A 14,520-nucleotide genomic window follows, 5' to 3' on the forward strand; every position below is an offset into this window, starting at 1 on the left:
ATCATGATCGGATATACGACGGTCGGCGTCGCCGACCTCGCCCGCGCCGGCACGTTCTACGACGCCCTGTTCGCAGAGCTGGGCGCGAAGCGCATCATGGAGATGGAGACGTTCGTCGCCTGGGGCACGGCACCGGACGCGCCGATGTTCGGCATCATCCTGCCGTTCGACAAGAAGCCCGCGACGGTGGGCAACGGCGTCATGATCGCGCTGCTCGCGCAGGACCAGGCACAGGTCGGCCGCATCCACGCGAAGGCGCTCGCGCTCGGCGGCAAGGACGAGGGCGGGCCGGGCCCCCGCGGCCCCGGCTTCTACGCCGCCTACTTCCGCGACCTCGACGGCAACAAGCTGAACGCGTTCTGTCTCGGCTGAGGAGGCGGCGGGCGTGCCGTTCATGCTGCTCGTCGTCGAGAAGACCGAGGATCGCCGCCGCCGTCCCGCCGCCGCGGGCCGTCTCGCGTACGACCGCATGTCGCACTTCGGCGAGGGCCTGCGTGCGCGGGGGCTGCTGCTGGCGAGGGACTCGCTGCGCACGGAGTCGGTGCGGGTGAGCGTCCGCGCGGGCACGCGGCGCCTCGTCGACGGTCCCTTCGCCGAGACCAAGGAGATGATCGGCGGCTACTTCCTCCTCGACTGCGCCACCCGCGAAGAGGCGATCGAGATCGCCGGCGCGTGTCCCGCCGTCGAGTGGGCCGAGATCGAGGTGCGCGAGATCGGCCCCTGCTGGGAAGGCGCGGTGTGAGCGACGCCGACGCCCGCGCTGCCATCAACGCCGTATGGCGGATCGAGTCGGCCCGGCTGATCGCCGGGCTGACGCGCATCGTACGCGACGTCGGCGTCGCCGAGGACCTCGCGCAGGAGGCGCTGGTCGTCGCGCTCGAGCGCTGGCCGGAGACGGGCATCCCGGACAACCCGGGCGCCTGGCTCATGGCGACGGCGAAGCATCGCGCCATCGACCTCCTGCGTCGCGGCCAGATGCTCGAGCGCAAGCACGAGGAGCTCGGGCGCGAGCTGGCGGCGCTCGAGGGCACCGCGCCCGACCTCGAAGCCGCGGTCGACGACGACATCGGCGACGACCTGCTGCGCCTGGTCTTCATCTCCTGCCACCCGATCCTGTCCACCGAGGCGCGCGTCGCGCTGACGCTGCGGCTCCTCGGCGGACTCACCACCGACGAGATCGCGCGCGCGTTTCTCGTTCCCGAGGCGACGATCGCGCAGCGCATCGTGCGCGCCAAGCGCACGCTCGCCGAGAGACAGGTACCGTTCGAGATCCCGCGCGGCGACGACCGCGTCGCGCGGCTGTCGTCGGTGCTCGAGGTCGTCTACCTGGTCTTCAACGAAGGCTACGCCGCGACTGCGGGCGAGGACTGGATGCGGCCCGCGCTCTGCGAGGACGCGCTCCGCCTCGGGCGCATCCTCGCCGAGCTGGCGCCCGGCGAGGCCGAGGTCCATGGTCTCGTCGCGCTGATGGAGCTCCAGGCGTCGCGCGCCCGGGCGCGGACCACGCCGGCGGGGGAGCCGGTGCTGCTGCTCGATCAGGATCGCGCGCGCTGGGACCGGCTGCTCGTCGGCCGCGGGCTGGCGGCGCTCGGGCGTGCGGAAGCGCTCGGCCGGCCGTCCGGGCCCTACGTGATCCAGGCGGCGATCGCCGCGTGTCATGCCCGGGCGCGGACGGCGGAGGCGACCGACTGGGCGCGCATCGCCGCGCTCTACGGCGCGCTCGCGCGGGTGGCACCGTCGCCCGTCGTCGAGCTGAACCGCGCCGTCGCCGTCGGCATGGCCGAGGGACCGGCGGCGGGCCTGGCGCTCGTCGACGCCATCGCGGACGTCCCGGCGCTGCGCCGCTATCATCTCCTGCCGAGCGTGCGCGGCGACCTCCTCGCCAAGCTGGGACGCTTCGACGAGGCCCGCGCCGAGTGCGAACGCGCAGCGTCGCTGACCCGCAACGGGCGCGAGCGCGATCTCTTGCGGGCGCGTGCCGCCGTGCACGCCGCCGCGGCGCGGGCACGGCCCGCGGCCATGCGTCGCTAGTCGGTGTGCCGAGAGTGTCCGCTCAGGATCGGCGCTTGCCGGTGTCGCGGCTCGGCGGCGGATCGGGATCGGCACCGGCGACGGGCGGGTCCGACGGGCCGTCCGGCGGCCGTGCCGCGGCGCGGGCGTCGGCGATGCAGCCGAGCACGTCGTGCAGGAGGTCCTCGGCGACGCTCCACAGGTGCGGCTCGACCTGCCCGAGCGCCTCCGCCATCGCCTCCCGGAACAGCTCGCGGACGGCGGGGATGTCGCGGATGATCGGCGCGATGCGCATCGCGCGGACGTCGGCGATCATCATCCCTTTGCGATCGAACAGGCGGCGCTCGTAGTCCGACTCGTGCGCGCGCACGTAGAGCCGCGCGTTCGGGTTCGGATGCGTGGTCTGGCCGACGTTCCGCTCCGTGCCGCGGGCGAGGAGTCGGCCGAGCACCTCGCGCTCCAGCACGCCCATGATGACCGGGCGGTCGTCGGCGGGCATCGCACGGAAGACCGCGAGCAGGCGTTGGAGGAGCGCGTTGCTCGACAGATCGGTGGCCAGGCTGAGCGCCGCGGTCAGCGTCACCTGGAGCTGCTCCAGGGCGGTGGTGCTGTCGGGGGTGGCGGCGTCGTCGCCCATGCGCTGTGCGGACGTTCCGTGGATCGCGCCGTGCTGTCAACCGCTTTTGCATCGCCGCGAGCGGCGGTCGGCGGTACTTCAGGGAACCCCCGGACCTGGGGAGCCGCCGGCGTCGCGGGCGGGATTGCGCGGCGCCGGCCGGCCGGGCAAGGAGGCGCAGGTGCCCGGGGATCCCCCATCGCTGCGCGGCGCGGACGCGGCGCCGCCGCCGAATCCCTTTCCGGCCGGGCATCCCGACCCCCGCTGGATGGAGGAGGCGATCCGTGTGGCCCACGTCTCGCGCGAGCGCGGCGACTACGCCTTCGGCGCCGTGCTGGTGCGCGACGGCGCCATCGTCACGGCCTCGGGCAACAAAGTGGTGACGTACGGCGATCCCGCCGGCCACGCCGAGTTCGCCTGCCTGCGCAAGGCGGCGATGCGCGAGGGGCACCGGCATCTGCGGCCCGGCGCCGTGCTCTATGCGACCCACGCCCCGTGTCCGATGTGCCTCTCGATGTGCGTGTGGACGAAGGTGGCGGGCGTCGCCTACGGCTGCTCGCAGGACGACATCGGCGCCTGGGGACGCGCGCACGCGGGTCCCGTCTTCACCTGGCGCTCGGTGCGCATCGAGCCCGACGAGCTCTACGCCTCGCTGCGCGAGGCCCATCCGACGATGGCGATCGCCGGCGGCGTCCTGCGCGACGAGTGCCTGCGGCTCTTCCACGAGTGAGCTCGGGCCGCGCGCGGCGGCCGCGTCGGCGCGGGTCGCGCGGGCGGGAGCTGCCGCCGCCGCTCGCCTCGACGGCCGCGCTCCCGCCCCGGATGCGTCTCGTCGACCGGGTCAGCCGCCGGCCGGCGCGTCGGGATAGGTGCGCGGCAGGATCACCGCGACGAGCGTGCCGCGGCCGGCCTCGGTGTGGACCTCGAGCGTGGCGTCGAGGAGCTCGCAGAGCCGCTTCACGATCGCGAGCCCGATGCCCTCGCCGGGCCGGCTCGCGGCGGCGAGGGCCGTCGTCGAGGCCGGCCGCCCGGTCGACGGTCGGCCCGGCACCGCGTCCGGTGCGGCGAGCGTTTCGGCGGTGGCCGCGGCCAGCGCGCCGGCGACGGCCGCGGCGGGCCCTGCCTCGAGTCCCGGCCCGGTGTCCTCCACGCAGAGCATCCAGCGTTCGGGATCGTCGGCGCGGCCGTCGCCCCAGACGAGCGTCACGCGGCCGGCCTGCGTGTACTTGAGCGCGTTCAGGAGGAGGTTCTGGGCGATGCGGCGGATCTTCGTCGGGTCGCCCGCTACCGGCAGCGACGGCGGTCCCGAGGCGACCAGGGTGAGGCCGCGCTCGTCGGCCAGCGGGCGCGCCCCGGCGGCGAGCTCGGTGAGGAGCGCGGCGACGTCGACGGGCTGAACCTGGCGCTGCTCGTGGCCGGCCTGGAGCCGCGCCAGGCTGAGGACGTCCTCGAGGAGATGCTGGAGCGAGTCGATGCCGCGCTTCAGCATCGCGAGCATCTCGTGCCGCCGCCCCTCGGCGGCATCGCCGCGCGCGAGCAGGGTGGTGACGGTCTGCACCACGCCGAGGCTGCCGCGCAGGTCGTGGGCCGCTTCGCGCCAGGCCTCGCCCTGGCGCTGCGCGATGCCCTGGCCTTCGGCGAGCGCGCGCTCGAGGTCGCGCACCTGACCCTCGGCCTCGGTCTGCTGGAGCGCGAAGTAGCGGCACGCACTCTCGGAGACCCCCTCGCCGACGAGCTCGGCGAGCAGGCGTCGCGCGGCGACCATCGTCGCTGCGGCGACGTCGGGTGCCAGCGTCGGGAAGCGCTCCACCTCGGCGAGGAGGGCGAGGTGCAGGTGCGCCCACTCGCGCGTGATCTCGCGCAGGTGGAAGCCCTGCTGCCAGCGGTGCAGCCCGTGGGCGGCGGCGTCCTCGCGCGTCTCCTGCGCGGCGCTCGCGTCGGCCCGGGGGGCGCCGGCGGCGCGCAGGCGCGCGGCGAAGTCGTCGAGGATGTCCGGGATGTGATCGCGGAACTGGTTCCGCGGCATCGTCGACGTGGTGGTGATCTGCGGGTCGGCGTCCACCCGGCGCTGCCACGCGGCGAGCAGCGCCTCGCGCCGACCGGCGAGGTGCCGCGCGAGCGCCGCCAGTCCCTCGCCGCTGTCCGCCATGGCCGGTCGTCCTCGTGTCCCGGCGGGCGCGGGGCGCGTCCACGGGGTGTCGCCCTGTACCCCGGCCGGAGGCCGGCCACAATCCGCGACTGCGCAGTCCGGCGTTCAGTCACCCAGGATCGGCTCGACGATCAGCTCGGCGGCGAAGGCGGGGTCCTCCATCGGCAGGAAGTGGGTGCGATCGGGCAGGTGCAGGTCGCGGCCGTGGCGGAAGGCGGCAGCCAGGTGCGGCCAGGTGGGCGAGTAGCGGAAGTCGCGCAGGTCGCGGGGATCGCGCGGCTCCTTGGCGCGCACGACGAGCACCGGCACGTCGATCGCGCGCACGCTCGCGTGGATCGGTCCGGCGGCGAGGGCGGCCATGTAGACGCTCGCCTCGAACGCGGGGGCGCAGGCCAGGACGAAGGCGTCGCCGTCGGGGCGCAGCCCGTGCACGCAGTAGTCGCGCAGCACCCCCGGGTCCCAGGTGTCGAACGGCGCGCGGGTGCGGAAGCGATCGAACATCTCGTCCGGCGACGTCCAGCGGTCGCGCCGGCGTGCGGTCGGGTGCTGGTCGTCGCCGGTGGACCAGGCGCGGGTGCCGTACAGCGCGGGCGCCGCGATCACGGGGTCGATCAGCACGAGACGCCGGAAGGCGGCGGGCAGCAGCGCGGCGGCGTCGGTGGTCGCGTGTCCGCCCATCGAGTGGCCGACGCCGACCGCGTCGCGGATCGCGAGCGCACGCGCGACGGCGGCCAGGTCGCGCCCGAAGTCGGCCCAGCGCGCCGGCCCCGTATAGCGGCTGCGCCCGTGGCCGCGTTGGTCGACGGCCAGCACGTGGCGATCGGGGAGCCGCTCGACGACGCGGTCCCAGCAACGCGCGTGGAAGCCGGTCGCGTGCGCGAGGACGATCGTCGGCGCGGCGCCGCGCTGGGCGCGGCCCCATTCGAAGACGCACAGGGTGACGCCGTCGGCGTCGAGGTGGTGGACGAGCGGCGACTCCGGGGCCGGCATCGGCCGTGTCATCCGGGGCCGCTCGACCTCGTGCAAGCCGCATGTCAGCGTCGGTGCGTGCGCCGCCCGACGGTCCTGCTCTTCGACATCGACGGTACGCTGATCAGTGCGGGCGGCGCGGGCCGGCGCGCGGTCGAGCGCGCGTTCGTCGCCGAGTGCGGGCGGGCCGACCACCTGGACGACGTCCAGTTCAACGGCTTCACCGATCCGCTCATCGTCGCCACCGGGCTCGAGCTCTTGGGGCTCGCGCCCGATCCGGCGCGCATCGACGCCATCCTCGCGGCCTACCTCGCGGTCCTGCCCGAGGAGCTCGCGCGCGCGACCGGCTTCCACGTGAAGCCCGGGGTCGAGGCGCTGCTCGCCGCGGTGGGGGGGCGCGGCGACGTCGCCGTCGGCCTGGGCACGGGCAACGTGCGCGGCGGCGCGACGCTCAAGCTCGAGCGGGCCGGCCTGCACGCGCACTTCGCGTTCGGCGGCTACGGCTGCGACCACGCCGACCGCGCCGAGCTGCTGCGCATCGGCGCCCGCCGCGGCGCGCGGACCTGCTGGGCGCGCCGCTCGCCGTCTGCCGCGTCGTCGTCATCGGCGACCCGCTTCCGCGCGACGTCGCCGCCGCGCGCGCCGTCGGCGCGGTGTGCGTCGGCGTCGGCACCGGGGGCGTCGCGCCCGCGACCCTGCGCGCGGCGGGGGCCGATCTCGCGGTCGACGATCTCACCGACGCCGCGGTGCCGGCGGCGCTCGGGGTGTCGCGCAGCCGGACGTGATTGACGGGCGCTCCGCACGAGTCGCAGGCTGCGACGGTGCTCGTCGAGTCGGTCCCGGCCGCGCCGCGCGCGCTGCCGCCGTCGTCCGCGGCGGCGCTCCGGCGCTGGCGGTGTCCCGCCCGGGGACGCTAGAACCGGTCCCCATGGCTGCCCTGGCCCACCTCTCCCGCACGGGGAAGCGGGAGCAGAACAAGGCGCAGAACCGCGCCGAGATACTCACCGCGGCCCGCCAGGTCTTCACCGAGCTCGGCTACGGCGCCGCCAGCATCCGCGACATCATCCGCCGCACGAACCTCGCCGCCGGGACCTTCTACAACTACTTCCCGGACAAGGAGTCGATCTTCCGCGAGCTGGTCGAGGAGAGCGCGCGCCAGGTGCGCGCGCGCCTGCGCGCGGCGCGTGATCGCGCCACCACGCTCGAGGAGTTCGTCGGCGGCGCCTACCACGCGTACTTCCAGTTCGTCGCCGACGACCGCGTGACGTTCGAGCTGGTGCGGCGCAACGACGCGGTGATGCGCGCGATGACCGGCGAGCCGACGCTGCTCGCCGGCGTCACCGAGCTGCACGAGGACCTCGAGGCGGCGGTGGCGCGCGGCGACCTGCCGAACATCGACGTCGCCTACCTCGCCGGCGCGATGGCGGGCGTCGCGCTCGAGGTGGCGGTGCGCATGGTCGAGCGCAATCCGCCCGACGTCGAGGGCGCCAGCCGCTTCGCGACCGAGCTGTTCCTCGGCGGCATCGAGCGCCTGCGCCGCACCGCCGCCGAGGTCACGCGCAGCGGGCGCACGCGGTCCAATCCCAAGAAGTAGGAGCATCATGCGACGTGACGTCTTCGGCGAGGAGCACGAGCTCTTCCGCCAGCAGGTTCGCCGATTCTGCGAGAAGGAGTTCGCGCCCCGTGTCGCGGGGTGGAACGAGGCCGGCATGAGCGACCGCGCGAGCTGGAAGCGCGCGGGCGAGGAGGGGCTGCTCGGGCCGTGCGCGCCGATCGAGTACGGCGGCGCCGGTGCCGACTTCCTCTACGCGGCCATCGTCAACGAGGAGCTCGCCCGCATCCGGGCGCACGGCATCATGATCCCGCTGCACTCCGACATCTGCCTGCCGTATCTCCTCGAGTACGGCACGCCGGCGCAGAAGCAGCGGTGGGCGCCGGGTGCGGTGAGCGGCGACGTCGTCATGGGCATCGCCATGACCGAGCCGGGCGCGGGCTCGGACCTCCAGGGCATCCAGACGACGGCGCGGCGCGACGGCGACCACTACGTCCTGAACGGCGCCAAGACGTTCATCTCGAACGGCCAGATCGGCGACCTCTTCGTCGTCGTCACCAAGACCGACCCGACGGCGAAGCCGGCCTACAAGGGCATGAGCCTGATCCTGGTCGAGGCGGGCACGCCCGGCTTCGTTCGGGGCAAGAAGCTCGACAAGCTCGGGCTGCGCGGCCAGGACACGAGCGAGCTCTTCTTCGAGGACTGCCGCGTGCCGGTGTCGAACCTCCTCGGGACGGAGGGCTCGGGCTTCAAGATGCTGATGGAGAAGCTCCAGCAGGAGCGGCTCGTCATCGCCGTCACCGCCGTCGCCTCGTGCCGCCGCGCGCTCGACGACACGATCACGTACGTGCGCGACCGGAAGGCGTTCGGGAAGTCGATCGCGGCGTTCCAGAACACCCAGTTCCGGCTCGCCGAGATGGCGACCGAGGTCGAGGTCGGGCAGGCGTTCGTCGACCGGCTGCTGCCGGCGCACGTGCGCGGCGACGACATCGTCACCGAGGTCAGCATGGCGAAGTGGTGGACGACGGACCTCCAGAAGAAGGTCACGTCGGAGTGCCTCCAGCTGCACGGCGGCTACGGCTTCATGCGCGAGACGCCGATCTCGGAGGACTACGCCGACGCCGCCGTGCAGACGATCTACGCCGGCTCCAACGAGATCATGAAGGTCATCATCGCCAAGCGCATGGGGCTCGGGTAGGCCGGACCCCATGCTCGCGACCCACCAGCCGGGGGTGTATGGTCGGCGCCATGCGTAGGGTGGCCGTGGTGGCGGTGGTGGTGGCCCTGCTCGGGGGGGCCTGCGGGATGGATCAGCGCGCCAAGAAGGAGGCTCCCGCCCGCACCTTCTCGGCGTCGCGCCTCGGCATGCCGACCACGTCGATGTGGGAGGCCCTGACGCCGGACCAGCGCCAGGCGCTGCGCGACGGCGAGATGTACGAGGAGTTCCCGTCCGAGGACGAGATGGTCGAGGTGGACGAGGAGAGCGCCGACGGCACGACCATGGAGAAGGTCGAGTCGGTCTCGGTCTCGCTGCTCTCGATCGGCGTCACGCTCGGGGCCATGGCCGCGCCGTTCCTCCTCTTCTGATGCTCTCGGGACGCGCCCTCGTCATCGCCGCCGGCATCTTCGCCGTGCTCTGGGTCGCGATCGATTCCGGCATCGTGCCGCGCGAGGACCCCGGCGGCACGACGCCGGCGCTCGGCATCCTCGGCATCGTGTTCGGCATCAGCGCGCTGGTCATGCACTACGGCGGGCAGCCGCGGCGCGTGCCGCTGCTCGTGGGCACCTCGCTCGGGACGCTCGGCTACTGCGCCTGGCGTCTGCTCGCGCTCTGAGCGCCGTCGCCGCCGCTCAGCTCGCGAGCACGAGCTCGAGCACCGACGCCTCACCGGGCACGCCGATCCGCAGCGGGAAGCCGTAGAAACCCGTTCCGCGGTGGACGTACAGCCGATTCGGCCCGTGGTGGAACAGCCCGTGGTCCGGCCACGGCGTGCGCGCCAGGACCGTCCAGTGCAGGCCGAAGCTCACCAGCCCGAGCTGGCCGCCGTGGGTGTGGCCGGAGAGCGTCAGGTCGGCCTCGCCGTGCGGTACGTGTTTCCACGCCGACGGATCGTGCAGGAGGAGGAGCCGCAGCGCGCCCGCGCGGCGCGGCAGCCGGGCGAAGAGCGCGGCCAGGTGCTCGCGGCGCCCGCGTCCCACGTAGTCGGCGCCCACGATCTGCACCGGGCCGACGGCGGTCTCGACCACGACCTCCTCGTCGACCAGCAGCCGCACGCCGTTGGTCGCGAGGGCGTGGCGCACCTCGTCCGGCGTCTCGTGGTCGTGATTGCCGAAGACGGCGAAGCAGCGCTCCTGCACCGCGCGCAGCGGCGCGAACGCCTCGGCCAGCGCCCCCGGCGTGCCGGCGCCCTCCATGGTGAGGAAGTCGCCGGTGAGCAGCACGAGGTCGGGGTCCTGCTCGACCAGGTCGGCGATGCGCCGGTGGAGGCGGTGCACGGGCTGCCAGGGGCCGAGGTGCGGATCGGTGATCTGCACGATGCGCAGCGGGCGGTCGGGCAGGGGGGCGGGCTCGCGCCGGCGCCAGCGCTCGACCCGGATGCGGGTGGGGTCGGCCGGCCCGTCGCCGCCCATCGGGATGCGGACGACCTCGGAGACGGCGCGCAGCGAGGTGCCGACCGAGAGCGCCACGACGACGAGGGGCGCGAGGTCGAGCCAGCGCAGCACGGCGAGGGCGTCGTCCCAGCCGAAGAACGTGCACAGCGCGCGGACGGGCCACAGGACGAGCAGCCATGGCCCGGCGATGAACCCGGCGGCGACGAACGCCATGCCCGGGATGCTGACGAGCCAGCGGAACCACGGCGTGCGCAGCCGCGCGCGCACCAGCGCCGCGAGGTGGAGCCCGCCGGCGCAGAGCCCGTAGACCGTCCCCCAGGTGACGGCCAGCCCGGCGGTCGGCCCCAGCCACTCGACGAGCCGGGCGTGCAGCGCGACCGCCCCGGGGAGCGACACCGCGAGGATGACGATGCCCCAGATGCCGTAGTCCCGCCCGCGCCCGAGCCAGCCCCACAGCGGGACCGCGACGGCGATCAGGAGCGCGAGGGCGGGGACCAGTCCGGGCATGGCGCGGAGATCGATCGTAGCCTGCCCGCGGGACACGCGCGACGTGGAGGGTGCGCGGCTCCCGTCCGCCGCGTTGGCGCGCGCCGCCGCCCCATGCCATGACGGTCGCCGATGCGGATCGTGGGGGTGGTGCTGCTCGCGGTGATCGCGACGGTCGCCTGCACCAACAACCCGTATCCGGACGGCGAGTCGGCGAAGAAGATCCTGTTCACGTCCTTCTCGGAGCCGCCGAAGACGCTCGACCCGCAGGTCTCGTACACCACGATCGACCACGTCATCACCGGGCCGGTCTACGACGGTCTCCTCCAGTACCACTTCCTCGATCGCCCCTATCGGCTGATCCCGAATCTGCTCGAGACGATGCCCGAGCCGGAGCCGCGCGCCGACGGTCGCGTCGTCTACCGGCTGCGCCTGCGGCCGGACGTCGAGTTCCACGAGGACGACTGCTTCGCGGTCGGAACGCCCGGCGCACGCACGCGCACGGTCGTCGCCGACGACGCCGCGTTCTCGATCATGCGGCTCGCCGATCCGGAGGTGAACAGCCCGATCGCGCCGAACCTCGTGCGCCTCGTCGGCTTCGAGGCGTTCGGGCAGGCGCTCGCCCAGCGCCGCAAGGACGATCCCGCGTTCGCGGCGAAGCGCATCGATCGGCAGTACGCCGAGGTCGGCGGCATCGAGGGCGTCACCGTGACCGGGCCGCTCGAGCTCGAGCTGGCCCTGTCCGAGGCGTATCCGCAGCTGCGTTACCTCATGGCGATGGAGTTCATGGCGCCCGTGCCCTGGGAGGCGATCGTCTGGTGGAACGGCGAGGACGGGCGCGACGGCTTCGCCGAGCATCCGGTCGGAACGGGGCCGTATCGGCTGGCGCTCTACGACAAGCGCAGTCGCATCGTGCTCGAGCGTAACCCGCGCTGGCACGGCGCGCTCCGCCCGGGCGCGCCGGGCACGGTGTATCCGTCGGAGGGCGCGCCCGGCGACCGCGAGCGCGGCTGGCTCGATCCGCAGTACGTCGGCAAGCCGCTGCCGTTCGTCGACCGCATCGAGCTGTCGCTCGACGGGCAGGACATCCCGGCCTTCACCAAGTTCCTCCAGGGCTACTACGACGCCTCCGGCGTCATCGAGGAGAGCTTCGAGCGCATGGTGAAGGAGGGCGGCCTGTCGCCCGACATGGCCGCCCTCGGCATGGAGCTCGACAAGGCGGTGATCCCGGCCGTCTACTACATCGGCTTCAACATGACCGACGCCGTCGTCGGCGGCGCGGCGGGCGAGAAGAGCCGCAAGCTGCGTCAGGCGATGAGCCTCGCGGTCGACAGCGTCGAGTTCGCGCGCGTCTTCATGAACGGGCGTGCGGTGCCGGCGCAGACGCCGATCCCGCCGGGCGTCTTCGGCTACGACGCCGCCTACGTGAACCCGTTCCGCCAGCCGAACCTCGAGCGCGCGAAGCAGGTGCTCGCCGAGGCCGGGTATCCCGACGGCATCGACCCGGCGACGCGCCGGCCGCTGCAGCTGACCTTCGACACCGGCGACACCAGCGCGCGCGGGCGCCTGCGCTACCAGTTCTTCGTCGACGCCTGGAGCCGGCTCGGGCTCGACGTGACCATCGCCGCGACGTCGTACAACCAGTTCCAGGACAAGGTCCGCCGCGGCACGTATCAGATCTTCATGTGGGGCTGGGTCGCCGACTACCCCGACCCCGAGAACTTCCTCTTCCTGCTCTGGAGCAAGATGGCGCGCAGCCAGGGCGGGCCGAACACCGCGAACTTCGAGAACCCCGACTACGACGCGCTCTTCCTGCGCATGCGCGACCTCGAGGACGGCCCCGAGCGCACGCGCCTCATCGACGAGATGCGCACCCTGCTCGAGCAGCAGCGGCCGTGGATCGAGCTCTTCTACCCCGAGACCTACACGCTCACCCACGCGTGGGTGAAGAACGCGAAGCCGCTCGGCATGTCGTACTCGACGCTCAAGTATCGCGACGTCGACGGTGCGACGCGCGCGCGCCTGCAGACGGCGTGGAACCAGCCGGTGCTCTGGCCCGCCTGGGTGCTGCTCGCCGGCGCGATCGCCGTCGTGGCGCCCGCCGTGGTGACGCTGGTGCGCAGGAACCGGTGAGGGCGTCGCGGTGATCCTCTCGTACCTCGTCCGGCGGCTCGCCTATGGGGCGGTCACGGTCCTCGGCGTCCTGCTCTTCCTCTTCCTCCTCTTCTTCCTGGTGACGACGCCCGAGGACATCGCGCGCCGCGCCCTGGGTGACAAGGCGCAGCCCGCCGCGCTCGCGCAGTGGATCGCCAGCCACGGCTACGACAAGCCGCTCTTCTGGAACGCCGCGGCGCCGACCGACACGCTCCTCGTCGACCACTTCCGGCGCATGCTGACGTTCGACTTCGGCCGCAGCGACGCCGACGACGTGCCCATCACGCGCCGCCTGCGCGAGGGGGCAGGCCCGAGCCTGGCGCTGACGGTGCCGATGTTCCTGCTCGAGATCCCGCTCGCCGTGGCGCTGGCGCTGCTCGTCGCGCTGCTGCGCGAGACCTACGTCGACCGGCTCGGCGTCGTCCTGTGCGTGCTCGCGATGAGCGTGTCGATCCTGCTCTACATCATCGGCGGGCAGTTCCTCATCGGCAAGCTCCTGCGCTGGTTCCCGATCTCGGGGTTCGATCCGAACCCGGCGGTGATCCTGCGCTTCCTCGCGTTGCCGGTCCTGGTCGGCATCGTGTCGGGGCTGGGCGAGGGCATCCGCTTCTACCGCACCGTCTTCATCGAGGAGACGGGACGCGACCACGTGCGCACGGCGCGCGCGAAGGGCGCCGGCGACGCCCGCGTGATGACGGTGCACGTGCTGCGCAACGCGCTCATCCCGATCCTCACCCAGGTCGTGCTGGTGATCCCGTTCCTGTTCACCGGCTCGATGCTGCTCGAGTCCTTCTTCGGCATCCCCGGGCTGGGCGCGCTCACCGTCGACGCCATCCACGGCAACGACTTCGCGACCCTGCGCACGATGGTCTACATCGGCTCGCTGCTCTTCATCCTCGGGCAGGTGCTGACGGATCTGAGCTACGTGCTGGTCGATCCGCGCGTGCGGCTGGAGTGACGATGGAGCCGTACGTCCAGTCGAACCTGCTCGTCCTCCTGCTCGTCGTCGTGGCGGCGCTGCTCTGGCGCGCCGTGTGGCGCAACCCGCTCGGGCGCCAGGCCGCGCGCCAGATCGCACGCCGCCGGCCGATCGCGCTGGCGGTGGTCGGGCTCTACATGGCGATCGCGCTCGGCGACTCGGTGGCCTGGATCGGCGGTGCCGACGCCTACCGGCCCCGCACGGTGATCGACCGCTTCTTCCCCGTCGACTTCCAGGAGCGCAGCTACTCCGCGCCGCTCGCCACCACCGACTTCTACGGCGACGAGCCGCTGCGCTATCCCGGCCGCCATCTCCTCGGCACCGACATCCTCGGCCGCGACGTCCTGCACCTGACGCTGAAGGGCGCCCGCGTCGCGCTCCTGATCGGCGGGCTCACGAGCCTCATCGTCATCCCCATCGCGCTCCTGTTCGGCGTCTCGGCGGGCTACCTCGGCGGTCGCGTCGACGACGCCGTCTTCTTCCTCATGTCGACGCTCGCCTCGATGCCGGGGCTGCTGCTGCTGATCGCGCTCATCATGGCGATGGGGCACGGCACGGTGCAGGTGTGCATCGCGCTCGGGGTCACGGGATGGGTCGGCTTCTGCCGCGTCGCGCGCGGCGAGACGCTGAAGCTGCGCGAGCAGGACTACGTGACGGCGGCACGCGCGCTCGGCGCCGGCGCGCCGCACGTCATGCTGCGCCACGTCGTGCCGAATCTCGCGCACCTCGTCGTCATCACGTTCGTGCTGATGTTCTCGGGCCTCGTGCTCACCGAGGCGGTGCTCTCGTGGCTCGGCATCGGGCTCGCGGGCAGCTGGGGGCAGATGATCGATCAGGCGCGCGACGAGCTGGCGCGCGACCCGATCATCGTGTGGAACCTGCTGTCGGCGGCGGTGGCGCTCTTCGGGCTCATCCTGGCGGTGAACCTCGTCGGCGACGCCGTCCGCGACGTGCTCGACCCGCGCACGCGGGCCGAGCCCTGAGCCGTCGTC

General features: G+C 73.1%; 15 protein-coding genes and 1 pseudogene. 12 read left to right on the forward strand and 4 right to left on the reverse strand.

Going from position 1 to position 14,520, the window contains the following annotated elements:
- Positions 1 to 3 precede the first annotated feature (3 nt).
- Genes KIT14_10405 through KIT14_10415 form a run of 3 tightly spaced genes read left to right on the forward strand, consistent with a single transcriptional unit; the run spans position 4 to position 2,031 of the window.
- The gene (locus tag KIT14_10405) at positions 4 to 372 is read left to right on the forward strand and encodes a VOC family protein (protein MCW5890952.1); all 369 of its coding nucleotides are present in this window, start codon (positions 4 to 6) and stop codon (positions 370 to 372) included.
- Between the two features lie 13 nt (positions 373 to 385).
- On the forward strand, positions 386 to 742 hold the full coding sequence (locus tag KIT14_10410; GenBank protein MCW5890953.1) for a dehydrogenase: 357 nt from the start codon (positions 386 to 388) through the stop codon (positions 740 to 742).
- The gene (locus tag KIT14_10415; protein MCW5890954.1) at positions 739 to 2,031 is read left to right on the forward strand and encodes an RNA polymerase sigma factor; all 1,293 of its coding nucleotides are present in this window, start codon (positions 739 to 741) and stop codon (positions 2,029 to 2,031) included. Before KIT14_10410 ends, KIT14_10415 begins: the two co-directional genes overlap by 4 nt.
- 22 nt (positions 2,032 to 2,053) lie before the next feature.
- Here the strand turns inward: KIT14_10415 and KIT14_10420 are convergent, their stop codons facing one another.
- Positions 2,054 to 2,647 (reverse strand): hypothetical protein, encoded by a 594-nt coding sequence (locus KIT14_10420; GenBank protein MCW5890955.1) that lies wholly within the window; start codon positions 2,645 to 2,647, stop codon positions 2,054 to 2,056.
- Positions 2,648 to 2,807: 160 nt separating this feature from the next.
- On the opposite strand from KIT14_10420, the gene KIT14_10425 reads away from it, so the two are divergent.
- Entirely contained in the window at positions 2,808 to 3,356 is a 549-nt protein-coding gene (locus KIT14_10425; protein ID MCW5890956.1) for a nucleoside deaminase, read from the forward strand.
- A gap of 111 nt (positions 3,357 to 3,467) precedes the next feature.
- On the opposite strand, the gene KIT14_10430 is transcribed toward KIT14_10425, so the two are convergent.
- Together KIT14_10430 and KIT14_10435 are read right to left on the reverse strand one after the other, a co-directional pair.
- Positions 3,468 to 4,775, reverse strand: a complete 1,308-nt coding sequence (locus KIT14_10430; protein MCW5890957.1) for a sensor histidine kinase — start codon at positions 4,773 to 4,775, stop codon at positions 3,468 to 3,470.
- A 105-nt stretch (positions 4,776 to 4,880) separates the two neighbouring features.
- Positions 4,881 to 5,765 (reverse strand): alpha/beta hydrolase, encoded by an 885-nt coding sequence (locus KIT14_10435; protein ID MCW5890958.1) that lies wholly within the window; start codon positions 5,763 to 5,765, stop codon positions 4,881 to 4,883.
- Positions 5,766 to 5,822: 57 nt separating this feature from the next.
- On the opposite strand from KIT14_10435, the pseudogene KIT14_10440 reads away from it, so the two are divergent.
- The 5 genes and pseudogenes from KIT14_10440 to KIT14_10460 all read left to right on the forward strand — a co-directional run bounded on the left by KIT14_10440 (position 5,823) and on the right by KIT14_10460 (position 9,131).
- Positions 5,823 to 6,529, forward strand: a pseudogene (locus tag KIT14_10440) (HAD hydrolase-like protein).
- A gap of 143 nt (positions 6,530 to 6,672) precedes the next feature.
- Positions 6,673 to 7,338 (forward strand): TetR/AcrR family transcriptional regulator, encoded by a 666-nt coding sequence (locus tag KIT14_10445; GenBank protein MCW5890959.1) that lies wholly within the window; start codon positions 6,673 to 6,675, stop codon positions 7,336 to 7,338.
- A gap of 7 nt (positions 7,339 to 7,345) precedes the next feature.
- Complete coding sequence (locus KIT14_10450) at positions 7,346 to 8,494, forward strand: acyl-CoA dehydrogenase family protein (GenBank protein ID MCW5890960.1); 1,149 nt, start codon at positions 7,346 to 7,348, stop codon at positions 8,492 to 8,494.
- Between the two features lie 50 nt (positions 8,495 to 8,544).
- The gene (locus KIT14_10455; protein MCW5890961.1) at positions 8,545 to 8,883 is read left to right on the forward strand and encodes a hypothetical protein; all 339 of its coding nucleotides are present in this window, start codon (positions 8,545 to 8,547) and stop codon (positions 8,881 to 8,883) included.
- Positions 8,883 to 9,131: a hypothetical protein gene (locus KIT14_10460; protein ID MCW5890962.1), complete on the forward strand. Its 249-nt coding sequence runs from the start codon at positions 8,883 to 8,885 to the stop codon at positions 9,129 to 9,131. The genes KIT14_10455 and KIT14_10460 overlap by 1 nt, the downstream gene beginning before the upstream one ends.
- Positions 9,132 to 9,147: 16 nt before the next feature.
- Here KIT14_10460 and KIT14_10465 read toward each other — a convergent pair whose 3' ends face one another.
- On the reverse strand, positions 9,148 to 10,416 hold the full coding sequence (locus tag KIT14_10465) for a metallophosphoesterase (GenBank protein MCW5890963.1): 1,269 nt from the start codon (positions 10,414 to 10,416) through the stop codon (positions 9,148 to 9,150).
- 111 nt (positions 10,417 to 10,527) lie between these two features.
- Here KIT14_10465 and KIT14_10470 point away from each other — a divergent pair, with 111 nt between their 5' ends.
- From KIT14_10470 to KIT14_10480, 3 genes are read left to right on the forward strand one after another with little or no spacing between them, the layout of a single operon-like run.
- Positions 10,528 to 12,528 carry a peptide ABC transporter substrate-binding protein gene (locus KIT14_10470; GenBank protein ID MCW5890964.1) on the forward strand — a complete coding sequence of 667 codons (2,001 nt, stop codon included), beginning with the start codon at positions 10,528 to 10,530 and terminating at the stop codon, positions 12,526 to 12,528.
- A 13-nt stretch (positions 12,529 to 12,541) separates the two neighbouring features.
- Positions 12,542 to 13,507, forward strand: coding sequence for an ABC transporter permease (locus KIT14_10475; protein ID MCW5890965.1), 966 nt, complete (start codon positions 12,542 to 12,544; stop codon positions 13,505 to 13,507).
- A gap of 2 nt (positions 13,508 to 13,509) precedes the next feature.
- Positions 13,510 to 14,511, forward strand: coding sequence for an ABC transporter permease (locus KIT14_10480; protein MCW5890966.1), 1,002 nt, complete (start codon positions 13,510 to 13,512; stop codon positions 14,509 to 14,511).
- The last annotated feature ends 9 nt before the right edge of the window (positions 14,512 to 14,520 follow it).

It is taken from the genome of bacterium (assembly GCA_026129405.1).
GTDB lineage: Bacteria > Desulfobacterota > Binatia > DP-6 > DP-6 > JAHCID01.